Origin of the sequence: Enterococcus sp. ARL09-542 (assembly GCF_005234805.1) — a bacterium.
Lineage (GTDB): Bacteria > Bacillota > Bacilli > Lactobacillales > Enterococcaceae > Enterococcus_D > Enterococcus_D gallinarum.
This window is the reverse complement of record NZ_QPQX01000003.1, coordinates 94,380-117,238: the sequence shown is the minus strand read 5'-3', so window position 1 is coordinate 117,238 and position 22,859 is coordinate 94,380. Positions and strand designations below refer to the sequence as shown.

The following is a 22,859-nucleotide window of genomic DNA, read 5'->3' as shown; positions in this document are numbered from 1 at the left end:
CACTCGTTTTTGCTTTTTTAAATGAGAGAATTACTTTCAGAAAGGAAGAGTCGTTATGCTAAATCACTTGGTTCTAGCAGAAGTAAAAAATGCTATGCTTGGCAATATTATTCTTGTCAGCGGCTCAATTCTTCTTTTGCTATTCTTGTTGAAACACTTTGCATGGGATGCCATTAGTAGCATGATGCAAAAACGGGAAGAAAAAATCGCCAATGATTTGGATTCAGCGGAACAATCCCGCTTGAATGCAGCGAAACTGGAAAAAGAACGCCAAGAAAAATTGGCCAATTCCCATTCAGAAGCTGCGGAGATCATCAAAAGCGCCAAAGACAGCGGAGAATTGAGTCGCCAAAATATTTTGAACGAGACCAAAGAAGAAGTTTCTCGTTTGAAAGAAAAAGCTCACTCAGATATCACGCTTGAAAAAGAAGCTGCGTTAAAAGAAGTCAAAGATGATGTTGCAGATCTTTCACTTCAAATCGCAGAAAAAATCTTGGGCCGTGAATTGACTCCCGAAAATCATGAATCTTTAATTAATCAATATATCGAAGGATTAGGTTCAGTCAATGAAACTCGATAAATTTACTGTAGGTAAACGCTATGGCAAGGCGTTGTTCGAATTGGCGATGGAAGAACAACGAGCTGAAGCTGTTTATCATGAGTTGATGACACTACGTCAGATTTATCAAGAGATTCCGATGTTTGGCCAAATCGTGACCGATAATCGTTTGGATTCTCATAAAAAAAGAAAACTTGTTGATCAGTTATTTAATAACTTTGATGGATTAGTCAAAAATTTTCTTGAGATCGTGTATGAATATAATCGTATGGACGACCTATTGCTGATCATTGATGAGTATGAACGCCGCTATGACGAGCAGCAAGGTTTAGTCAGGGGTACGGTGACCACAGCAGTTGCATTGTCGTCAAGTCAAAAAGAACAATTGTCGAAACAAATCGCACAGACGCTCGGCTACCAGAAAGCAGTGCTTTCAGAAAAAGTTGATCCAGCCATTTTAGGTGGAGTCATCGTGGAAGCCAATCATCAAGTGATCGACGGTAGTATTAAGAGCCAACTGGATTATCTGCGACAACAGATCGGCAGATAAACAAGAGATAAGAGGTGAATCGGATGGCCATCAAAGCAGAAGAAATAAGTGCCTTGATCAAAGAACAAATCAAAAATTATCAAAATGAACTTTCTGTAGAAGAAATTGGAACAGTCACATACGTAGGGGATGGGATCGCCCGGGCTCACGGATTAGAAAATGCGATGAGTGGAGAATTGCTTGAGTTTTCAAACGGTTCTTACGGTATGGCCCAAAACTTGGAATCCAACGATGTAGGGATCATCATCTTAGGTGAATTTGAATCCATTCGTGAAGGTGACAAAGTAAAACGTACTGGAAAAATCATGGAAGTTCCTGTTGGGGATGCCTTGATTGGACGAGTAGTGAATCCGTTAGGACAACCAATCGATGGCTTAGGTCCAATCGATACAGATAAATCTCGTCCGGTAGAAGCAGCTGCACCTGGTGTTATGCAACGTAAATCCGTTTCAGAACCAATGCAGACTGGATTGAAAGCCATTGATGCTTTAGTTCCAATCGGACGCGGACAACGTGAATTGGTCATTGGTGACCGTAAAACAGGGAAGACAACCATCGCAATCGATACGATCATCAACCAAAAAGGTCAAAATATGATCTGTATTTATGTAGCGATCGGTCAAAAAGATTCCACGGTTCGTGCACAAGTAGAAACATTGCGCCGTTATGGTGCGCTTGACTATACGATCGTGGTATCAGCCGGTGCTTCTCAACCTGCACCACTATTATATATCGCCCCTTATGCTGGAGCAGCAATGGGTGAAGAATTCATGTATAACGGTAAACACGTTTTGATCGTTTTTGATGATTTATCAAAACAAGCCGTTGCTTATCGGGAACTTTCCTTACTACTTCGTCGTCCGCCAGGTCGTGAAGCTTACCCAGGGGACGTTTTCTACTTGCATTCTCGCTTATTGGAACGGGCTGCAAAATTAAGTGATGAACTAGGCGGAGGCTCAATGACTGCCTTGCCATTCGTTGAAACCCAAGCAGGAGATATCTCTGCTTATATTCCAACCAACGTGATCTCCATTACAGACGGACAAATTTTCTTAGAAAATGACCTGTTTTATTCAGGTGTTCGCCCTGCCGTAGCTGCCGGACTTTCCGTTTCACGGGTTGGGGGTTCTGCACAAATCAAAGCGATGAAGAAAGTGGCTGGAACATTGCGTTTGGACTTGGCAAGTTACCGCGAGTTAGAAGCCTTCACGCAATTTGGTTCTGATTTAGATGCCGCTACTCAAGCAAAATTGAATCGTGGACGTCGGACTGTTGAAATTTTGAAACAAAAACTGCATGAACCATTAGCAGTTGAAAAACAAGTGGTTATTTTATACGCATTGACGCACGGATTCCTTGACAGTGTGCCAGTAAATAAAGTATTAGACTTTGAAGCAGAATTGTTTGAATACATTGAAGCAAATCAAGCAGATGTGTTTGAAACGATTCGTGCAACGAAAGACTTGCCAGAAGAAAGCTTATTAGATGACACAATCAAAGCATTCAAAGATATTTTCATGGCTGCAAATACATCACGTGTTTCAGCACAAGACAAAATGTCAACAATGCAAAATGCATAAAAGAGGTGAGAATGAATGGCTGCTTCATTAAATGAGATCAAGCAACGAATTGCCTCAACCAAGAAAACCAGTCAGATCACAAACGCCATGCAAATGGTTTCGGCTGCTAAATTGACTAAATCAGAAGCACACTCAAAACAATTTCAAGTCTATGCAACGAAAGTGCGTGAGATCGTTACTCACCTTACTGCGCAACAACTCTCAGATCTTGCAGCTGCTGGACCTAAAGAGGGCGTCAATTACAACAGTATGCTTGTTAGTCGTCCTGTAAAGCGCACTGGCTATATCGTCATTACTTCAGATGGCGGTTTAGTCGGTGGCTACAACAGTTCGATTTTGAAACAAATGATGACGATGCTGGACGAAGATCATGCTCAAGATGAAGAATATGTTATGATCGCCATCGGTGCGACAGGAGCAGATTTCTTTAAAACACGAGGAATCAAGTTAGCTTATGAGTTGAGAAATCTTTCCGATCAGCCAAGTTTTGACGAAGTGCGTAAAATTGTTACCTTAGCTACAACGATGTATCAAAATGAAGTATTTGATGAACTATATGTTTGTTATAACCATCACATCAATTCGTTGACGAGCCAATTTCGCGTGGAAAAAATGCTGCCTATCTCAGATTTGGATCCAGAAGAAGCAGAAAGCTATGAACAAGAGTATTTGTTTGAGCCTTCAAGAGAAGCAATTTTGGATCAGTTGTTGCCGCAATATGCTGAAAGCTTGATTTATGGTGCCATTGTCGATGCCAAAACAGCAGAGCATGCTGCTGGAATGACTGCGATGAAGACGGCAACAGATAATGCCAAAAATATTATTGGGGATTTGACGATTTCTTATAACCGGGCGCGTCAAGGAGCAATCACCCAAGAAATTACTGAAATTGTTGCGGGGGCATCCGCGTTAGAATAATTTCGAGAACGAATGGAGGAATACGAATGAGTTCAGGCAAGATTGTTCAAGTCATTGGTCCCGTTGTCGACGTGGAATTCTCTCTAGACCAATCCTTACCAGATATCAACAATGCGTTGATCGTTTACAAAAAAGACGAGAAAAAAACAAAAGTAGTATTGGAAGCCGCTTTAGAACTAGGGGATGGTGTGATCCGCACCATCGCAATGGAATCTACAGACGGTTTGCAACGAGGAATGGAAGTCATCGATACAGGTGCCTCAATCTCTGTCCCTGTAGGAACAGATACTCTAGGCCGAGTATTTAATGTACTAGGCGATACTATCGACTTGGAAGCACCATTCCCAGAAGATGCCAAACGTAGTGGTATCCACAAAAAAGCCCCAGATTTCGATGAATTGTCAACAAGTACAGAAATCCTTGAAACTGGGATCAAAGTTATCGATTTATTAGCTCCTTACTTAAAAGGTGGTAAAGTCGGCTTGTTCGGTGGTGCCGGTGTTGGTAAAACCGTATTGATTCAAGAATTGATTCACAATATCGCTCAAGAGCATGGGGGAATTTCAGTATTTACCGGTGTTGGCGAGCGGACGCGTGAAGGTAATGACTTGTATTATGAAATGAAAGAATCAGGCGTTATCGAAAAGACAGCCATGGTTTTCGGTCAAATGAATGAACCACCAGGTGCCCGGATGCGGGTTGCTTTGACTGGTTTGACCATTGCTGAGTATTTCCGTGACGTTGAAGGTCAAGATGTGCTCTTGTTTATCGATAATATTTTCCGTTTCACACAAGCGGGTTCTGAAGTATCTGCCTTGTTAGGCCGGATGCCATCAGCCGTTGGTTACCAACCAACTCTAGCAACTGAAATGGGTCAATTACAAGAACGGATCACCTCGACAAAAAAAGGTTCCGTTACATCGATCCAAGCCATCTATGTGCCAGCCGATGACTATACTGACCCTGCCCCAGCAACAGCATTCGCCCATTTGGATGCCACAACAAACTTGGAACGTAAATTGACTGAGCAAGGGATTTATCCAGCGGTCGATCCATTGGCTTCATCATCTAGTGCATTAGCACCTGAAATCGTAGGGGAAAAACACTATGAAGTAGCAACCGAGGTTCAGCATGCGTTGCAACGTTATCGTGAGCTGCAAGATATCATTGCGATCTTAGGGATGGATGAATTGTCAGATGAAGAAAAGACTCTCGTAGCGCGTGCGCGTCGAATCCAATTCTTCTTATCACAAAACTTCCACGTAGCAGAACAATTTACAGGACAACCAGGTTCTTATGTGCCAGTTGAAGAAACCATCAAAGGATTTGCTGAGATTTTAGAAGGTAAATACGATGATCTTCCTGAAGAAGCCTTCCGAAGTGTAGGTCGAATCGAAGATGTAATTGAAAAAGCAAAAGCACTAGGTTATTAATAAGCAACCATAGAGAAAGAAGGGAACCTCATGGATCAATTTTTAACGGTTAATGTGGTGACACCTGCTGGTTTGGTGTATGAACACCATGCCAAAATCGTGGTTGCACGAACGACAGATGGAGAAATCGGGATCTTACCGCAACACGCGCCGATCATCGTGCCTTTGGCTATCGATGAAGTTCGAGTGAAACGGATCGATTCCGATACTCACGTCGATTGGATCGCTGTCAATGGCGGAATCATGGAAGTGCGGGACAATGTAGTTTCAATTGTAGCCGATAGTGCTGAACGTGATCGTGATATCGATGTTTCTCGTGCTGAACGTGCCAAACAGCGTGCCGAAAAGCAAATCGAAGAAGCAAAACAAGTGGAAGATATCGACCAATTACGACGTGCGACTGTTGCTTTGCATCGTGCAATCAATCGAATCAATGTGTCAAAACATTCCTAAGCGAAGACCAGTGGTCTTTGCTTTTTTTTATCTCAAAAACGTTTTAAAGTCTTTTTAAAGTCTTCCAATGAAAGTTTCAAGAAAGAATATTTTGGCTCTTTTAAATTTTGTGGTATGATAGTAACGTTCAGATGTGAAAAGGAGAATCGAGGATGCAAGTTTATGGAGTAGATGCGATTATTCGTATCGTCAGTCATTTAGCATTTATCTATTTAGCGTTTTGGGCGTTGCAGTCTTTGCGGATCGATGCTTTTTTTAAAGCCTTACAAACGACGCAAATACGGATGGTCATGGTCTTTTTAGCAATTGCTTTAGGCTATACTGCTAGCACTTTTTTCCTTGAACTGATTGCATTATGCCGTAATTTATTTTTAATAGGTTTTTAAGAAATTCAATAATACATGCAGGTTGTGCGATTGTATGCTATAATTGTCAGGATTTTGTGTATGATTCAACTGCATTATTTGGAGGGAACAAAATGGAAGAGATTATCGTTCAAGGTGGTAATCGTTTAATTGGAACTGTCAAGGTTGAAGGTGCAAAGAATGCCGTTTTACCTATTTTAGCAGCAAGTTTGTTAGCAGAAGAAGGAACAACGACTTTAGAGAATGTACCGATTTTATCTGATGTTTTGACAATGAATGAAGTGATCCGTCATTTAAACGTCGAGATTGCTTTTGATCAATCAAAAAATACCATTACAATGGATGCTTCCCGCGAATTAGCTATTGAAGCACCGTATGAATATGTTAGTCAAATGCGTGCATCAATCGTTGTTATGGGACCTTTATTAGCCAGAAATGGTCATGCGAAAGTTGCAATGCCAGGAGGTTGTGCTATTGGCAAACGACCAATTGATCTGCATCTCAAAGGATTCCAAGCTCTGGGAGCTGAAATTATTCAAAAAGATGGCTACATAGAAGCGATTGCTAGTGAGTTAAAAGGAAATACGATCTACCTTGATTTTCCGAGTGTAGGCGCTACTCAAAACATCATGATGGCAGCAGTCAAAGCCAAAGGAACGACGATCATTGAGAACGTCGCTCGAGAGCCTGAAATCGTAGATTTAGCGAACATTTTAAATAAAATGGGCGCAAAAGTCTTTGGTGCTGGGACAGAAACCATGCGCATTGAAGGCGTCGACCATTTGCATGCGGTCTCTCATGCGATCGTACAAGACCGTATTGAAGCAGGAACTTTCATGGTAGCTGCTGCAATGACAGAAGGCGATGTGATTATCAAAGATGCAATTTCTGAACACAATCGTCCACTGATTTCAAAATTAACTGAAATGGGTGCTAAAATCACTGAAGTTCCAGAAGGGATTCGGGTAGTTGGACCTAAAACAATCAAAGCAACTGATGTAAAAACGATGCCTCATCCAGGTTTCCCAACAGATATGCAAGCGCAAATGACGGCGATTCAAATGTTGGCTGATGGGACTAGCATCGTGAATGAAACGGTTTTTGAAAATCGCTTCCAACATTTAGAAGAAATGCGCCGTATGAACGGTCATGTTAAAATTGACGGAAACATCGCTGTGATCGAAGGCGGCCACGAATTACAAGGCGCGCTAGTTTATGCAACGGATCTACGAGCGGCAGCAGCTTTGATTTTATTAGGCTTGCGTTCAAACGGATTGACTCGTGTCCGTAATCTGAAGTATCTTGACCGTGGCTATTATAAATTCCACGAAAAATTGCAACAGTTAGGTGCTTCTGTTGAGCGGGTAACAACTTCTGAAAAAACAGCACCAGTAACCGTTTAAAGAGGAGATGCGACCTTGAAGCTTAATCGATATATTTTAACTAGTTTGGTAAAAATTTTGTTGGTTATCTTATTGGCGATCCTGCTCTTTATTGCCGGCACTATGATCGGCTATGGTATCATTGGAGACGGTATGCCGTTAAAAGTGTTCTCGCCTCATCTATGGAACCATATATTGGACTTCATGAAGTAAACAAAGCTGAAACTAGAATGGAGCACATTGCTTTATTCTAGTTTTTTTCAATTCTATAAATAGAAGAGAGAGGAGTATGAGATGTGAGCAAGCTTTTGATTGGATTTGTTCGGCTGTATCAGCGATTCATCTCTCCCTTATTTCCCCCTAGCTGTCGCTATTATCCTACGTGTTCGTCCTATATGATTCAGGCGATCCAAGTACATGGGGCAGGTAAAGGAAGTTTGATGGGAATCTCGCGAATTTTACGTTGTCATCCGTTTGTAAAAGGGGGAATCGACTACGTACCTCAGCGCTTTACACTAAAACGAAATACCCAAGATCAGGAGCAGCCTACTTATCACTATCGCAAAAAATAAACCCTTCAAACTGCAGGGGTAGGCAGGAATGAACGGAGTAAAGGAGCAAAACGATGATTCGAGCTTTATCACCAAAAGAATCTTTGCCATGGCCGCTATTACTGGATGCTGATCCAGAAAAAGAAGCGGTAGATCGATACATACAAGCCAGTGAGATTCTTGTTTTTGAAAATGAGCAGCAGATCGTAGGAGTGATTGTTTATCAACTGCAAACAGCAGGATGGGAAATCATGAATGTTGCTGTTGCACCGGAAGCACAGAATCAAGGAATCGGTGGTCGTTTACTGACCGCAGCGTTAAGTAAGATTGCTGCAACAAAAACTACGGAAACTCTTTGTGTAACTATCAAAACTGGTAATCTTCCTTCCGCAGCGTTAACACTTTATAAAAAAATGGGTTTCATTGAAAAAAAAGTAGTCAAAAACTATTTTGTCGATCATTACAAAGAGCCCATTTATGAGAACGGCATTCTACTTACTGATCAAGTGATTTTAGAGAAAATTCTCTAAAAAGCATCTCGCGCACTTTGACTTCATTTGAAAAATGGGTTTTGTCCGCCATTCATGTTACTCTGAATCAAATCATTTAGAGCGCGTTATTGTCCTTTTCAACGAAATCAACAGAAATCGCTTTCTTAACTGAGGAAAGTACAGTAAAATAAGGGAGACAACTGAGTGAGAAAGGAATGTTGAGATGACATTACTAGTATTTGATATGGGCGGTTCTGCAGTGAAATATGGATTATGGCAGGACGAACAATTAAGTGACAAAGGACAATTTGCGACGCCTGATACTTGGCAAAAAATGAAAGAAGAGCTCAAAGCAATTCGAGATAGCATTAAAAAACCTCTTGAAGGCGTTGGCATTAGTGCGCCAGGAGCGGTGAATGTTGCACAGCAGCAGATCAATGGGATCAGCGCCATTCCATATATTCACGGATTTAATATTTTCGCTGAATTGGAAGCGTTATTTCAATTGCCAGTCACTATTGAGAATGATGCCAATTGTGCCGGAATGGCAGAATTTTATCAAGGCGCTGGGAAAGATTTTGACACGGCAGCATTCATCGTGATTGGTACTGGGGTCGGCGGAGCACTTTTTCAACAAGGAAAACTGATCAAAGGCGCCCATCTTTACGGCGGCGAGTTTGGTTTGATGGTTCTTGATAAAGGCAAATCTTTTTCGCAGTTAGGGACGGCTGTTCAAATGGCTTGGCGTTATTGTGACCGAATCGGTGTGGATCGCAAAACGATCAGTGGCGAGGAAGTCTTTCGTCGAGCAGAAGAAGGTGATATTATCGCCAAAGAAGAGGTAGACAAATTTTATCGCTATTTGACTGAAGGGTTATTCAGCATCCAATTTGCTTTTGACCCTGAAGTATTGATTATTGGTGGCGGAGTCAGTGCAAAAGCAGGATTGTTGCCAGAAATCAATCAACGAATGAAGAAAATGCTGGCAGCACAAGACTTAAATGACTTTGTTCCACTGATTAAGCTTTGTGACTATCGAAATGATGCCAATCTAGTTGGAGCGGCAGCTAATTTCACCGCACAAGTGCTGAATTGATTCAGCTCATTGTTGCTGCCATTTTTTCAATTTTAAACATAAACCTTGAATCAACAGATACACAAGTTGTGATCACTTTGGAAGAGTGGTCACAACTATTTTTTTCGGAAATCGATTACAATCGCGACGCATCAATCTTTATTTTTTTTTAAATAATTTAAAGTATCTGAATAAAGAAAATATTCTGATAATTCGTTGACATTTTCCCTATTATTAAGTATATTTGATAACATATCCATGGGAGTAGGGGAGGAATAATGATGAAAAAGAAATTTGCATTTTTATTTGCTAGTTTATTTTTATTATCGGCTTGTAGTGCGGGACCAACTGGTGGTTCCACTAGCGGTAGCGGTTCTGCTAGCGGTGGCAACAAACAAGAAGGTGATACGATCAAAATTGGTGTCAATTTAGAATTATCGGGTGCTGTTGCAGCTTATGGAACGGCGGAAAAAGAAGGAATTGATCTGGCGGTTGAAGAAATCAATGAGAGTGGCGGTATCTTAGGAAAACAAATTGAAATTGTTTCAAAAGATAACAAATCTGACAATAATGAGTCAGCGACAGTCGCAGCCAATTTAACGACCAATGATAAAGTAGTAGCAATGATCGGGCCAGCAACTTCAGGTGCGACGAAGGCGGCATTGCCAAATGTCACCAAAGCACAAGTTCCGTTAGTGACACCTTCCGGAACAGATGATGCGATTACTGTCAGCAGTGACAAAGTTCAAGGATTTGCTTTCCGTTCTTGTTTCCAAGACAGTTTCCAAGGAACGATCTTAGCAAAATATGCTGCAGACAACTTGGATGCTAAAAAAGCAATTATTTTAGGCGATAATTCCAGCGACTATGCGAATGGATTATCAGCAGCCTTTAAAGATAGCTACAATGGCGACATTGTACTCGAAGAGAATTTCACAGAAGGTGACAAAGATTTCCAAGCGGTGTTGACGAAAATCAAAAATGCTGACTTTGATGTATTGTTCATTCCTGGCTACTACACCGAAGCTGGTTTGATTATCAAGCAAGCCCGAGAATTGGGAATCGATCAGCCAATTATTGGTGCGGATGGCTTTGGTGATGAAAAAATGGTCCAAACAGCAGGCGCGGAAAATGTATCGGATGTTTATTATACAGGACACTTCTCAACTAAAGCTCCTGCCAATGACAAGGTAGAACCTTTTGTCGAAGCATTCAAAGCAAAGTATAGCAAAGAACCTTCCGCATTTAATGCATTGGCATACGACGCTGTCTACATGATCAAACAAGCCATTGAAGATCAAGATTCAGCAGACTCAACTGCGATTGCTGAAGGACTATCTGCTTTGAAAAACTTCCAAGGTGTGACGGGAGAGATCACCATGGACAAAAATCATAATCCAGAAAAATCAGCAGTTGTATTAGGACTAACTGAAGGTAAAGAAACGTCAGCTGATACAGTAAATCCTTAAATAGAAGGACCGTTCTTTACACGATCAAATAGGGACTGAGACAAAGTCGAAGGTAAGCGAACAAAATGATGAACGATAAATGAAAAAGTCGTAAATCTGTGATCCTATCAATCATGGCAGATACTCATTTGACTCGTTGCTGCAGACTTCTGTCGCGGTTCCTTTTTCTTAGACAAGTATCAAGAATTTAAGGTATTGGAAGTGAAAACATGGAAATGATGATCCAACAACTAATCAACGGTTTATTTCTAGGTAGTATCTATGCCTTATTAGCGTTAGGCTACACGATGGTTTACGGCATCATTAAACTGATCAACTTTGCTCATGGTGAAGTGTATATGATCGGCAGTTTTATTGGTTATTTTTTGATCAATCAATGGAATCTGGGCTTTTTTCCTGCACTATTCATCTCAATGATTGCTAGTGCAGCGTTAGGCGTGACGATCGAGTTTCTGGCCTATCGCCCACTCCGGAATTCCACCCGGATCTCGGCTTTGATCACCGCTATCGGTGTTTCCTATTTATTGCAAAATGTCATGATTTTTTTCTTTTCACCAGATGTCCGACCATTTCCACAAGCCATTGCCCGCAAAACTTATAGTATTGGTTTTGTGGAGGTAAGTAACATACAATTATTGATTTTAGCAGTCTCATTGGCGTTAATGATCCTTTTACAGCTAATCGTCAAGAAAACCAGAATGGGAAAAGCGATGCGTGCTGTTAGCGTGGATGCGGATGCCGCACGGTTGATGGGGATCAATGTCAATCGGACGATTTCCTTCACATTTGCTCTTGGTTCTGCGTTGGCAGCTGCTGGTGGGATGTTAATTGGATTGTATTACAATTCGATCGATCCTACGATGGGGGTTGTGCCGGGACTAAAATCTTTTGTTGCGGCTGTATTAGGCGGTATAGGGATCATTCCTGGGGCAGCATTAGGTGGCTTCGTGATCGGACTAATTGAAACAGTTGCTACTGCATTAGGTTTTTCTGATTATAAAGATGCTTTAGTCTATGTCATTTTAATAATTATATTGTTGGTCCGTCCGGCAGGAATATTGGGCAAGAACCTGAAAGAGAAAGTGTAGGTGTCAGTGATGAAAAAGAATTTGAAATACAACATTACTTGGTTAGCACTCGCCGCTGTTATCTACTTCGGTTTGTTTGCAGCTTATAACGGCGGATTGATCAATCTATTTTCAGACGCGATTATCGTCAATATCGGAATCAATATTATTTTAGCAGTAGGGCTAAATTTAATTATTGGTTTTTCGGGACAATTTTCTTTAGGTCATGCAGGTTTTATGGCGATTGGTGCTTACGCAGGGGCAATTTTAACAGCCAACAATCCTACATTTGGCGGATTTCTTTCTGGTCTTATCGTGGGGATGTTCGTTTCGGGGCTGATCGCACTAGTTGTCGGGATTCCAACATTGCGCTTGAAAGGAGACTACTTAGCGATTGCAACGTTAGGTGTTTCAGAGATTATCCGTATCTTATTAGTCAATTTACGAGGATTGACGAATGGACCTGCAGGGATATTCGGGTTACCGCAATTCAGTAATTGGCAAATCGTCTTTCTTTTTGCTGTCGGCTCCATCTTGGTGGTCTCTAATTTTATCCATAGTGGACCAGGACGAGCAACATTAGCGATACGAGAAGATGAGATCGCTGCGGAAGCAATGGGGGTCAATACAACGAAATACAAAGTGATTGCTTTTGTGATGGGTGCTGTCATGGCTAGTATTGCCGGCACATTATATGCAAGTTATCAACAATCGGTATTTCCGAAAGATTATGGCTTTATGAAATCGATCGATGTCTTGATCATCGTTGTGTTTGGCGGGATCGGTAGTACGACAGGAGCAGTGGTTTCAGCGGTCGTATTAGGTATATTGAATATGTACTTACAAGGCTTCTCAGATTTGCGCATGATTATTTACGCACTGGCATTGATCGCCATTATGATTTTCAAGCCAAGTGGACTTTTGGGAACTTGGGAATTTTCTGTGAAGCGCATCTTTGATAAATTTACAAAAAAGGGGGATGACACGAATGCCTCTATTGGAAGTTAAGAAGCTGACTAAGAACTTTGGTGGTTTGGCGGCAGTTTCACATGTCGATTTACATTTAGAAACTAATGAACTAGTTGGCCTGATTGGTCCGAATGGTGCAGGGAAAACGACACTCTTCAATCTGCTGACAGGCGTCTATGAACCAAGTGAAGGCGACGTTCTTTTAGAAGAACAAGGACAATCCAAGCGATTGAATGGGGAGAAGCCCTATCTTATCGCAGCTATGGGATTATCCCGCACCTTCCAAAACATTCGGTTGTTCAAAGATCTTACAGTGATGGACAATGTTCTGATTGCCATGAACAGCAAACAAAAAGAAGGCTTTTTTACGAGTGTGTTGCGGTTGCCAAAGTTTTATCACAAAGAGGCTGCAATGAAAGAGAAAGTCATGGAATTATTGCGTATCTTTGACTTAGAAAATAAAAGCCAAACACTAGCAAAAAATCTTCCTTACGGTGAACAACGACGTCTTGAGATCGTTCGGGCATTGGCTACTGAACCAAAGATCCTTTTTCTTGATGAGCCAGCCGCCGGGATGAACCCTCAGGAAACAGCGGAACTGACTAAATTGATCTACCGTATCCAAAAAGACTTTCAACTGACGATTTTATTGATCGAACATGACATGAGTTTAGTCATGGAGGTTTGTGAACGCATCTATGTACTGGAATATGGGCAAGTGATTGCTCATGGAAAGCCAGAAGAGATCAAAAATGATCCGCGAGTGATCGAAGCCTATTTAGGAGGGGAACTCTAATGCTGCGTATTGAAAATTTAAGTGTCCATTACGGCATGATCCAAGCGGTTCATGATGTTTCCTTTGAAGTCAATCAAGGAGAGATCGTCTCGTTGATCGGTGCCAATGGTGCAGGGAAAACGACGATTTTGCGGACGATTTCCGGTCTGATCCGACCCTCTAAAGGCACGATTCTCTTTGAAGGCAAACCCATCCAAAAAGAAGCTCCACAAAAAATCGTTGCTAATGGATTATCACAAGTACCTGAAGGACGTCACGTTTTTCCAGGACTCTCCGTTCAAGAAAACCTTGAGATGGGCGCTTTTTTGCGAAAAGACAATCAAGTCAAAGAGGACTATCAGCAGGTCTTCACGAAATTTCCTGTCCTAAAAGAACGACTAAGTCAAGATGCTTCAACGTTATCAGGAGGAGAACAGCAGATGTTGGCAATGGGACGTGCACTGATGTCCAAGCCTCGGTTGCTTTTACTCGATGAACCATCCATGGGCCTAGCCCCAATATTCATCAAAGAGATCTTCTCGATTATCCAAGAAATCAAACAGCAAGGAACGACCGTTTTATTGATTGAGCAGAATGCCAAAATGGCTTTGTCCATTGCTGACCGCGGGTATGTTCTAGAGACTGGCAAAATCGTCTTGCAAGGAAGCGGGCAAGAGTTATTGGAAAGTGATGAAGTCAAGAAAGCCTATCTAGGTGGTTAATAGCTTACAACAAGGAGGATGAAAAATGAGTGTACGTGATTTTATGACCAAGAATGTCATCACTGTTCATTCGGCAATGCCAATATTTGATGCGATAGACTTAATGAAAAAACATGACATCCATCGATTGCCGGTTGTTGATCAGCAACGGTTAGTTGGCCTGATTACAGAAGGCACGATTGCAGAAGCAATGCCTTCAAAAGCGACAAGTTTAAGTGTTTATGAAATGAATTATTTATTAAACAAAACGACTGTAGCAGATATCATGCTGAAGAAAGTGACCACCATCAAACCGGAGGCGCTGCTAGAAGACGCGATTGCAGTCATGCGGGAAGAAAATGTCGGTGTGTTGCCTGTTTTAGCAGATGACGAACTAGTAGGGATCATTACGAATAATGATATCTTTGATGCTTTCTTGAAGATCACAGGTTACTATGAGGGCGGTACAAGAGTAGCTCTTGAGATTATTGATGACCACAGCGGTGTCTTAGCGGAAATCACGCAGTTATTAACAGATCATCAATTAAGTATTTTAACGATCGTGGTCAACCGAATGGCTTTGAAAACGATCGTAGAGATTCAAGTTGAATCCAGACAAGTGTCAGAAATCGAGAAAATTTTTGCCAATGCTGGGTATACGGTATTGAGTGCGGTATTGACCAATCAAAAATAAGCAAAAATCATGCAAACACAATCAGTGATTGCATGATTTTTTTCTGGATGAATGGTTGACTAGATTTGCTTTTGCTTTGCGGTGTTTTCTGGTAGAATAAACAAGGTATCTGAAAGAGGTGAGTATGATGTCGAAAAAAAATAAAGATATTGAAGTCCGTGTGGAAGAAACCGTTAAGGTGATCCAAGGAAAAGAATATGAAGTCCATCAACTAGTATTAGGGAAAAAAGTGATTGGTGAAATTCTCGCATCCGGTCCGAAAGAATTCCAAAGCTTTCTGGACGAAGAAGATTTAGGTGCAAGCCGAACTTTGGATGCAGCAATTGAAACGATTTTGCGCCAATGGAACTTACATGAATAATTTCTTAAAAAAAATGACATTTTGCTCTTGCAATTTGTTATATTTTTAGGTATTATAACTGAGTCAGGTTTTTTAAAAGCCGTTTGGAGGAGTAGCGAAGTGGCTAAACGCGACGGACTGTAAATCCGTTCCTTCGGGTTCAGTGGTTCGAATCCACTCTCCTCCACCATTGGGGTATAGCCAAGCGGTAAGGCAACGGACTTTGACTCCGTCATGCGTTGGTTCGAATCCAGCTACCCCAGTCAGTGAACAATCAAGAAAAGTCAGCAAGCATGTCTTGCTGACTTTTCTTCGTTATTTATAGCAAAATTCTAAGGGTTAAAAGTTGAAGATTTTTTTTATTTACGATAGGCTATAGGTAAATAACTCAGGAGATGAGAAGATGAAATTTAAATTGAATCTAAAAGAAAAAGTCACCGAAGCAGCTGAGCATGTGTATGATGTTGTCAAACGTGAAGATTATGCTATTCGTATTGCACCAAAAGGTATCAAAGTTACACAATTGCGTAAAACAAAAGATACGATCAAATGGCGTTCAAAGAATCATTGATTGCGAAAAGACATTGAGTAAAACAGCCCAATAACAAATAAACCGGACAAGAGTTGTCACCCGTTTCACGTTTTCCTGATTTCTGAGAGGAAGTACTGGGGGAAGCAACTCTGGTTCGGTTTTTTGATTTATACGATATACTCTCCTTCTCGTATGTTACCCTTCGATTTCGATACCGAGAACGGTTAAGTGTCCATTGGCGACTAATTTAATGACCAGTTTAGCTAGTTGGTCAGGAGTCATTTGACTATCGGCAGTAAGCCACCAGTGCAGAGTACCAACAAAAATCGATGTCATATATTCAATAACGAAATCCAGCGGTACTTCGATGGAGCTTTCTGTAATTTTTAATTTTGAAAAAATATGGTCATATTGTTCATAGAGAATCTCCGCGATTCGTTGCCGGACTAATTCGATGGCTGCGCCATCCATGATGGTCAGATAAAAAAAGCGATTGTCCTGAATGTGCTGATAGATTTTTGTCATCGCAAGTTCGACTCGTTTGATCTTGATTCGATTTCCCTGGACTAAATCTTCAAGGGACAAAATCGAAGTAAAGGAGTCGATTGCCATATCAAAAATTTTTTCATATAAATCTTGTTTGTCTTTATAATGAGCATAGAATGTCGCACGATTGATCATGGCTTCGTCGGCAATATCTTGGACAGTCACTTGATCGTAGCCTTTATGCTCTACGAGTCGGATAAAAGCCTCCATGATATGTTTATTCGTGCGTTGAACCCGCAAATCAACTTTTTTCATTTTTGTGAACTTCCTCTCAATTTAAACGACATTTTTACCGTTCCTGTTGCTTATCCCACACATCACATGAATCTGTTTGTTGAAATCTCAATAGATTGTTCTTAAAATAGACATAAGTATTATAACAAACAGTTTGTAAGATAATCAACAAAGTGTTGGATAAAGCGGAGGCACCCTATGAAAAAATTAAGTGCTGGTATCGATGTAGGATCGACGACTGTCAAAATGGTGGTCTTGAATGAAAAAAAGCAGACCCTCTTTGCCAAGTATGAACGCCACTATTCGGATATCAAAACTGCCACAAAAAAAGTTTTACTGGAAGCTCAGGAAGTCATCGGTAATCAACAGGTCGCACTAGCAATCACTGGCTCTGGAGGGATGGGACTGGCCGAAGTTTTAGCGATCCCTTTCGTGCAAGAGGTCATTGCCTGTACTAAAACAGTTGAGACACTGATTCCTGAAACAAATGTTGCCATTGAATTAGGGGGAGAAGATGCCAAAATCACCTTTTTTGAAGGGGCGTTGGAACAACGAATGAATGGTAGCTGTGCAGGTGGGACGGGTGCGTTTATCGATCAAATGGCGGTATTGTTGAAAACCGATGCTAATGGTGTAAATGATTTAGCGAAAAATTATCAAACGATCTATCCTATCGCTTCCCGTTGCGGGGTATTCGCAAAAACAGATGTGCAACCTTTGATCAATGAAGGAGCAGATAAAGCCGACATCGCCGCCAGTATTTTTCAAGCAGTGGTCAATCAGACGATTGCAGGGTTAGCTGCTGGTCGTAAAATCAAGGGGAAAGTGGCTTTTTTAGGTGGCCCCCTTTATTTCATGTCTGAACTACGGCGCCGCTTTGTGGAGACACTGCAAATTGCTGAAGAAGACATTATTTTTCCAGAAAATCCCCAGCTGTTTGTTGCGATCGGCGCCGCTTTATATGGAGAAGAAACAGCTCAACTCAATACATTATTAGCCCGGTTATCAACCGATGATTCAGCGAAATTGCAACCGTCTCACACATTGGCGCCGCTATTTGCTACGGAAGAAGAGCTCGCAGTTTTTAGACAGCGTCATGGCCAATCTTCGGTGGAAGAAAAAAAACTTGCTTCTCATACAGGAGCAGCCTTTCTCGGTATCGATGCGGGTTCAACGACAACGAAAGTCGTATTGATCGACGAAGTGGGTAGGATTCTTTACTCTTTTTATGGCAACAATGAAGGGCAGCCATTGGAAACCACCATGCGGGTATTACAGGAAATGTATCAGCAGATGCCACCAGCTGTGTTCATCGGGAAAGCTGCGGTCACAGGATATGGAGAACAGTTGATCAAAAATGCACTGAAAATTGACATTGGTGAAGTTGAAACGATGGCTCATTATAAAGCCGCCGAACATTTCCAACCGGGGGTCGATTTTATTTTAGACATTGGCGGGCAGGATATGAAGGCCATGACTATCAAAGATGGTGCACTCTCTTCGATCCAGCTGAATGAAGCTTGTTCCTCAGGCTGCGGGTCCTTTATTGAAACCTTTGCGCGTTCGCTGAAATACGAAGTCAAAGAATTTGCGTTAGCAGCCACTACTGCCAAGAATCCAGTCGATCTTGGTTCTCGCTGTACGGTATTCATGAATTCAAAAGTGAAACAAGTCCAAAAAGAAGGTGCATCTGTCGGGGATATTTCTGCGGGTCTATCCTATTCTGTGATCAAAAATGCCTTGTATAAAGTGATCAAAATTCGTCGCCCAGAAGATCTAGGTGAGAAAATCGTCTGCCAAGGAGGAACTTTTTATAATGAGGCGGTGTTACGAGCCTTTGAAAAAATCAGCGGCAGGGAAGTCGTGCGGCCGTCAATTGCTGGCTTGATGGGGGCTTATGGTGCAGCACTGATCGCGTTAGAAAATTACGAGATTGGTGAAGTCACAGCCTTGCTTTCAAGTGATGAATTGAGTCAATTTACTGCTGAAAAAGAATTCACTCATTGCGGGTTATGTGAAAATAATTGTATGCTGACTGTCACTTTATTCTCGGATGGACGCAAATTTATTACCGGAAATCGCTGCGAGCGGGGTGCCCGCATCAAAATCAAAAAAGAAGAGCGCAAGATAAATTTAGTCGATTACAAATACCGCCGCTTGTTTAAGTATCGCCCGCTTCGCAAAAAAGAAGCGTCTCGTGGGCGTATCGGCATTCCTCGTGTATTGAATCTATATGAAAACTATCCGTTATGGCATACTTTTTTTACAGAACTGGGCTTTCGCGTTGAATTGTCCCCACGATCAAACAAAGAATTGTATGAGAAAGGTATCGAGACGATTCCAAGTGATACCGCTTGTTATCCGGCCAAAATCGCTCATGGACATATTCAAGCGTTGATCGACCAAGGGGTCCCATTGATTTTTTATCCAGGAATTATTTTTGAAAGACCAGAAACAGCGCAGGCTGAGAATCATTTCAACTGTCCCATCGTACAAAGCTACCCAGATGTTATTCGCAACAATCTGGATGATATCCGTGCTGGCCGTGTGGATTATCGTAACCCGTTTCTAAATTTGGCAGACGAAACTTCAATGGTCAAAGTGTTGTCAGAAGAATTTCAAGATTTTGGTATCACTGAGACAGAGATCGCGCACGCATTGCGGCTTGGTTTTGAAGAATTGGATCAATTTAAGCTAGATGTTTGTCAGCAAGGGGAAAAAACCTTACGGATGCTGACCGAAACCAATCAGCGAGGCATCGTACTTTCTGGCAGACCCTATCATTTGGATCCGGAGATCAATCATGGGATCGCGGAAGTGATTACCCAAGAGGGCTTTCATGTATTAACAGAAGATAGCATTGCGCATTTGGGAAATGTCGGTCATTTACGGGTCGTTAATCAGTGGGTTTACCATTCTCGTTTATATGCCGCAGCACGGGTCGTCGCTAAAAGCAAGCAGTTGGAATTGGTCCAACTAAACTCATTTGGTTGTGGAATCGACGCCGTCACAACAGATCAAGTAGAAGAGATTATGGAACAATATGGCAAATTGTACACTGTATTGAAAATCGATGAAGGGGCTAATTTAGGCGCCATTCGGATCCGTTTACGTTCTCTTAAGGCAGCTGTCAATGAAAGGGAGAAAAACCATTTTATTCCTACTCAACGTTTTGAAGAACCAGCCAAGATCACATTTACTAAAGAAATGCGTAAACAACATACTTTGTTATTACCCATGCTAAGCCCAATCCATCAAAGCGGGTTAGTCGATGTGGCACTGCAAGCTTCGGGATACAATGTGATCTGCTTGCCGGCGGATGATCGAGAAGCAGTCAATGTGGGCCTGCGTTTCGTAAATAACGATGCTTGCTATCCAGCCATTATTTCCATCGGTCAATTGATCGAAGCACTCCAAAGTGGAAAATATGACTTGCAAAACACTAGCGTATTGATGACACAAACGGGCGGGGGATGTCGGGCAACCAATTATATCCCGCTGCTGCGTAAAGCATTGAACGAGGCGGGGTTTCCACAAGTTCCCGTCGTTTCGGTCTCCATGGGAAATCAAGGCGTGGAGTCAAATCCTGGCTTTAAGTTTACATTACCAATGCTCAAACGCGTGGCTGTTGCATTTTTGTATGGAGATTTATTTGAACGAGTTGTTTATCGAACGCGGCCTTATGAAGCCATCTCTGGTTCTGTAGATCGGCTTCATGAAACGTGGCTTAAAAAAGTTGAAAAAAATGTACGCAACGGTTCTTTTACTTTGTTCAACCACAACATGAAAAAAATCATTGCCGATTTTGATACGATTGATCTGCAGGACATCGTGAAACCAAGAGTCGGTGTGGTAGGCGAGATTTTAGTGAAATACTCTCCTACAGCGAATAACGATATCGTGAGACTTTTGGAAGCAGAAGGGGCGGAAGCGGTAGTACCAGACATGGTTGGTTTTATGAATTATTCGCTTTATAATCAGATTTGGCGCTATCAAAACCTAGGAATGGCCAAAAAAAGCAAATGGATCGCTGAATTTGCCATTGGATTAATCGAACGGATCCAAAAACCGATGGACCGTGCGTTGCGGGCTTCTCAGCGATTTGAAGGATTACACTCGATTTATCAATTAGCAGATGATGCTAGCAAAATCTTATCTATTGGTAATCATACGGGTGAAGGGTGGTTTTTGACTGGTGAAATGATTGATCTATTGAAATCTGATGTGACTAATATCGTTTGCATGCAGCCTTTTGGTTGTTTGCCAAATCATGTGGTCGGTAAGGGTGTAATCAAAGAACTGCGGCACCAATATCCTAAAGCCAATATTGCTGCGATTGATTATGATCCTGGAGTCTCCATGGTCAATCAATTGAATCGGATTCGTTTAATGTTGGCAACGGCCAATAAAGCTTTGCAAAGCAGCAACTAACATTCAGCGCTTTAACTATCCAATAAGACTGTACCAATTTGAGGGAACTTTTTTTCTTATTTTGTCTTTTGTAAGAAGAACAGAATGAAAAAAAGGATTTTTCCCTTAAATTGACAGTCTTTTTAGTTTTTTCATTGGTTATTTAGGTATATACCAGTTATAATAGAAACTGAATGGAGGAATAGACTATGGCAGAGAACTTACCCGTATACATACAGATACATGATCAAATCAAAGCAAACATCGAGAATGAAACCTACAAAATCGGTGACCGTTTGCCTTCTGAGCGCGAATTAGCGAAACAATTCGGTGTTAGTCGCATGACATTGCGCCAAGCTATTCAGACACTAGCCGATGAAGGGATTTTGGAAAGAAAAATCGGATCAGGAACTTATGTGGCTCGTCAGAAAGTACAGGAGAAAATGAGCGGAACCACGAGTTTTACTGAGATCATGCGCTCACTTGGACGGGTGCCTTCTAGTAAAGCAGTGGCCTACTTCTTGACAGCCCCAAGTTCGAGTGAAATGGAAAAATTGCAATTAGAAGGACATGAGACGATTTTACGGATGGAACGCATTCGTTATGCAGATGATGTACCTATTTGTTTCGAAGTGGCGAGTATTCCAGAGAAATTGATTTACAATTTTAGTAAAGAAGAAATCATCTCATCTTTGTATCATGTGTTAGAAGAAAAGGGCGGTCATAAGATCGGAGCTGCCTCACAAACGATCTCAGCAATGATTGCTTCGGAGCAAATCGCTGATTACTTGCAAATCAAACGCGGGGATGCAATTTTAAGAATGCGGCAAATTACCTGTTTTGAAAACGGACAACCATTTGAATACGTGCGTACACAATACGTAGGGAATCGTTTTGAATTTTATTTAGAAAAATAAGACAGGAAATAGAAAATTATATTGACCAAAATGAAAGACAAAAGTGAAAGCTAGTAAACGAGGTGAAAGAGTAGCAAGAATTGTCAGAAATGATGCCTCAAGCAGATTCATGAGGCATCGCTTGACAGTAGCTATCTGAACAATCATTCTGCTTCACCAGCAAGTAATGACAACACAAATTCGATCTGTTTCTCAGGAAATCGGTCGTTCCACATAGCTGACAGGGCCGTGTGCGATCTCTAGTTGTCCTTGTAACAGATCTGTTAGATCGGCTTCTACCGCGGACAAGGATATTTCGGGAACCATCAGCGTTACTCGGATTTTATCCGTATAGTCAATGGATGCTAAGTGAATGTTTTGGTGCTCTAAGTGATTTTGCAGCTTTCCTAGCTGAGGATAATCGATGGTCAAATAAAGTGTCTGGTTAAGTGTCCCTTCAACGATACCGATTTCCTTTAAGGCAGCGGCAACAGTGCTTGCATAAGCGCGGATCAAACCGCCAGCGCCTAATTTCGTCCCACCAAAGTAACGGGTCACAACAGCAACCACATTGATTAATTCATTTTTTTTGAGGACATCTAGCATGGGGACACCAGCGGTACCGCTTGGTTCCCCATCGTCGCTGCTTCGTTGGATCTCATTGTTCTCGCCAATAACAAAAGCACTGCAATTATGATTAGCCTTCCAATGCTCTTTTTTGAGAGCGAGGATGAATGCTTTGGCTTCCTCTTCGGAAGTGACACGTTTAAGGGAACAAATGAATCGGGATTTCTTGATTTCTTGTTCACTTTGTCCATCCTCACGAATGGTGCGATAACTATTCTTCATAGGCTCCTCCTTTTATTTTC

General features: G+C 41.6%; 24 protein-coding genes and 2 tRNA genes. 24 read left to right on the top strand and 2 right to left on the bottom strand.

Annotated features, from left to right (window positions below; translation table 11 throughout):
- Window positions 1–55: 55 nt before the first annotated feature.
- From atpF to DVW06_RS17185, 22 genes are all read left to right on the top strand, one after another.
- Complete coding sequence (gene atpF / locus DVW06_RS04545) at window positions 56–580, top strand: F0F1 ATP synthase subunit B (protein ID WP_003127585.1); 525 nt, start codon at window positions 56–58, stop codon at window positions 578–580.
- On the top strand, window positions 567–1,109 hold the full coding sequence (gene atpH / locus DVW06_RS04540) for an ATP synthase F1 subunit delta (RefSeq protein ID WP_096710941.1): 543 nt from the start codon (window positions 567–569) through the stop codon (window positions 1,107–1,109). The genes atpF and atpH overlap by 14 nt, the downstream gene beginning before the upstream one ends.
- A gap of 23 nt (window positions 1,110–1,132) precedes the next feature.
- Window positions 1,133–2,689 carry a F0F1 ATP synthase subunit alpha gene (gene atpA, locus DVW06_RS04535; RefSeq protein ID WP_003127587.1) on the top strand — a complete coding sequence of 519 codons (1,557 nt, stop codon included), beginning with the start codon at window positions 1,133–1,135 and terminating at the stop codon, window positions 2,687–2,689.
- Window positions 2,690–2,704: 15 nt separating this feature from the next.
- Window positions 2,705–3,607 carry a F0F1 ATP synthase subunit gamma gene (locus tag DVW06_RS04530; RefSeq protein WP_003127588.1) on the top strand — a complete coding sequence of 301 codons (903 nt, stop codon included), beginning with the start codon at window positions 2,705–2,707 and terminating at the stop codon, window positions 3,605–3,607.
- Between the two features lie 26 nt (window positions 3,608–3,633).
- Window positions 3,634–5,040 carry a F0F1 ATP synthase subunit beta gene (gene atpD / locus DVW06_RS04525; protein WP_003127589.1) on the top strand — a complete coding sequence of 469 codons (1,407 nt, stop codon included), beginning with the start codon at window positions 3,634–3,636 and terminating at the stop codon, window positions 5,038–5,040.
- Between the two features lie 30 nt (window positions 5,041–5,070).
- Window positions 5,071–5,493 (top strand): F0F1 ATP synthase subunit epsilon, encoded by a 423-nt coding sequence (locus tag DVW06_RS04520; RefSeq protein WP_003127590.1) that lies wholly within the window; start codon window positions 5,071–5,073, stop codon window positions 5,491–5,493.
- 152 nt (window positions 5,494–5,645) lie between these two features.
- On the top strand, window positions 5,646–5,879 hold the full coding sequence (locus DVW06_RS04515; RefSeq protein ID WP_003127591.1) for a DUF1146 family protein: 234 nt from the start codon (window positions 5,646–5,648) through the stop codon (window positions 5,877–5,879).
- A 92-nt stretch (window positions 5,880–5,971) separates the two neighbouring features.
- Window positions 5,972–7,261: a UDP-N-acetylglucosamine 1-carboxyvinyltransferase gene (murA, locus tag DVW06_RS04510; protein ID WP_003127592.1), complete on the top strand. Its 1,290-nt coding sequence runs from the start codon at window positions 5,972–5,974 to the stop codon at window positions 7,259–7,261.
- Window positions 7,262–7,276: 15 nt separating this feature from the next.
- Entirely contained in the window at window positions 7,277–7,453 is a 177-nt protein-coding gene (locus DVW06_RS04505; protein ID WP_005471848.1) for a DNA-directed RNA polymerase subunit beta, read from the top strand.
- A gap of 83 nt (window positions 7,454–7,536) precedes the next feature.
- The gene (gene yidD / locus DVW06_RS04500; RefSeq protein ID WP_003127593.1) at window positions 7,537–7,812 is read left to right on the top strand and encodes a membrane protein insertion efficiency factor YidD; all 276 of its coding nucleotides are present in this window, start codon (window positions 7,537–7,539) and stop codon (window positions 7,810–7,812) included.
- 53 nt (window positions 7,813–7,865) lie between these two features.
- Window positions 7,866–8,321 (top strand): GNAT family N-acetyltransferase, encoded by a 456-nt coding sequence (locus DVW06_RS04495; RefSeq protein WP_003127595.1) that lies wholly within the window; start codon window positions 7,866–7,868, stop codon window positions 8,319–8,321.
- Between the two features lie 184 nt (window positions 8,322–8,505).
- Complete coding sequence (locus tag DVW06_RS04490) at window positions 8,506–9,378, top strand: ROK family protein (RefSeq protein WP_003127596.1); 873 nt, start codon at window positions 8,506–8,508, stop codon at window positions 9,376–9,378.
- Window positions 9,379–9,638: 260 nt separating this feature from the next.
- Complete coding sequence (locus DVW06_RS04485; protein ID WP_003127598.1) at window positions 9,639–10,826, top strand: ABC transporter substrate-binding protein; 1,188 nt, start codon at window positions 9,639–9,641, stop codon at window positions 10,824–10,826.
- A 209-nt stretch (window positions 10,827–11,035) separates the two neighbouring features.
- A complete protein-coding gene (locus tag DVW06_RS04480) occupies window positions 11,036–11,914 on the top strand; it encodes a branched-chain amino acid ABC transporter permease (RefSeq protein WP_003127599.1) in 879 nt (292 codons plus the stop codon).
- A 9-nt stretch (window positions 11,915–11,923) separates the two neighbouring features.
- Window positions 11,924–12,901: a branched-chain amino acid ABC transporter permease gene (locus tag DVW06_RS04475; RefSeq protein WP_005471852.1), complete on the top strand. Its 978-nt coding sequence runs from the start codon at window positions 11,924–11,926 to the stop codon at window positions 12,899–12,901.
- Entirely contained in the window at window positions 12,882–13,658 is a 777-nt protein-coding gene (locus tag DVW06_RS04470) for an ABC transporter ATP-binding protein (RefSeq protein ID WP_005471853.1), read from the top strand. Before DVW06_RS04475 ends, DVW06_RS04470 begins: the two co-directional genes overlap by 20 nt.
- Window positions 13,658–14,359, top strand: a complete 702-nt coding sequence (locus DVW06_RS04465; protein WP_005471855.1) for an ABC transporter ATP-binding protein — start codon at window positions 13,658–13,660, stop codon at window positions 14,357–14,359. The genes DVW06_RS04470 and DVW06_RS04465 overlap by 1 nt, the downstream gene beginning before the upstream one ends.
- A 25-nt stretch (window positions 14,360–14,384) precedes the next feature.
- A complete protein-coding gene (locus DVW06_RS04460) occupies window positions 14,385–15,032 on the top strand; it encodes a CBS and ACT domain-containing protein (RefSeq protein ID WP_003127602.1) in 648 nt (215 codons plus the stop codon).
- A 124-nt stretch (window positions 15,033–15,156) separates the two neighbouring features.
- Entirely contained in the window at window positions 15,157–15,393 is a 237-nt protein-coding gene (locus DVW06_RS04455) for a DUF2969 domain-containing protein (protein ID WP_174784164.1), read from the top strand.
- An 85-nt stretch (window positions 15,394–15,478) separates the two neighbouring features.
- Window positions 15,479–15,562, top strand: a tRNA-Tyr gene (locus tag DVW06_RS04450).
- Between the two features lies 1 nt (window position 15,563).
- Window positions 15,564–15,635: transfer RNA gene (locus tag DVW06_RS04445), tRNA-Gln, on the top strand.
- Window positions 15,636–15,775: 140 nt separating this feature from the next.
- Window positions 15,776–15,943 (top strand): hypothetical protein, encoded by a 168-nt coding sequence (locus DVW06_RS17185; RefSeq protein WP_003127605.1) that lies wholly within the window; start codon window positions 15,776–15,778, stop codon window positions 15,941–15,943.
- A 156-nt stretch (window positions 15,944–16,099) separates the two neighbouring features.
- Here DVW06_RS17185 and DVW06_RS04440 read toward each other — a convergent pair whose 3' ends face one another.
- Window positions 16,100–16,705 carry a TetR/AcrR family transcriptional regulator gene (locus DVW06_RS04440; RefSeq protein ID WP_003127606.1) on the bottom strand — a complete coding sequence of 202 codons (606 nt, stop codon included), beginning with the start codon at window positions 16,703–16,705 and terminating at the stop codon, window positions 16,100–16,102.
- A 177-nt stretch (window positions 16,706–16,882) separates the two neighbouring features.
- Here DVW06_RS04440 and DVW06_RS04435 point away from each other — a divergent pair, with 177 nt between their 5' ends.
- Together DVW06_RS04435 and DVW06_RS04430 are read left to right on the top strand one after the other, a co-directional pair.
- Window positions 16,883–21,115, top strand: coding sequence for a 2-hydroxyacyl-CoA dehydratase (locus tag DVW06_RS04435; RefSeq protein ID WP_005471859.1), 4,233 nt, complete (start codon window positions 16,883–16,885; stop codon window positions 21,113–21,115).
- A 188-nt stretch (window positions 21,116–21,303) separates the two neighbouring features.
- Window positions 21,304–22,011 carry a GntR family transcriptional regulator gene (locus DVW06_RS04430; protein WP_021149431.1) on the top strand — a complete coding sequence of 236 codons (708 nt, stop codon included), beginning with the start codon at window positions 21,304–21,306 and terminating at the stop codon, window positions 22,009–22,011.
- Window positions 22,012–22,203: 192 nt separating this feature from the next.
- On the opposite strand, the gene DVW06_RS04425 is transcribed toward DVW06_RS04430, so the two are convergent.
- On the bottom strand, window positions 22,204–22,839 hold the full coding sequence (locus tag DVW06_RS04425) for a YigZ family protein (protein ID WP_003127609.1): 636 nt from the start codon (window positions 22,837–22,839) through the stop codon (window positions 22,204–22,206).
- Between the last annotated feature and the right edge of the window lie 20 nt (window positions 22,840–22,859).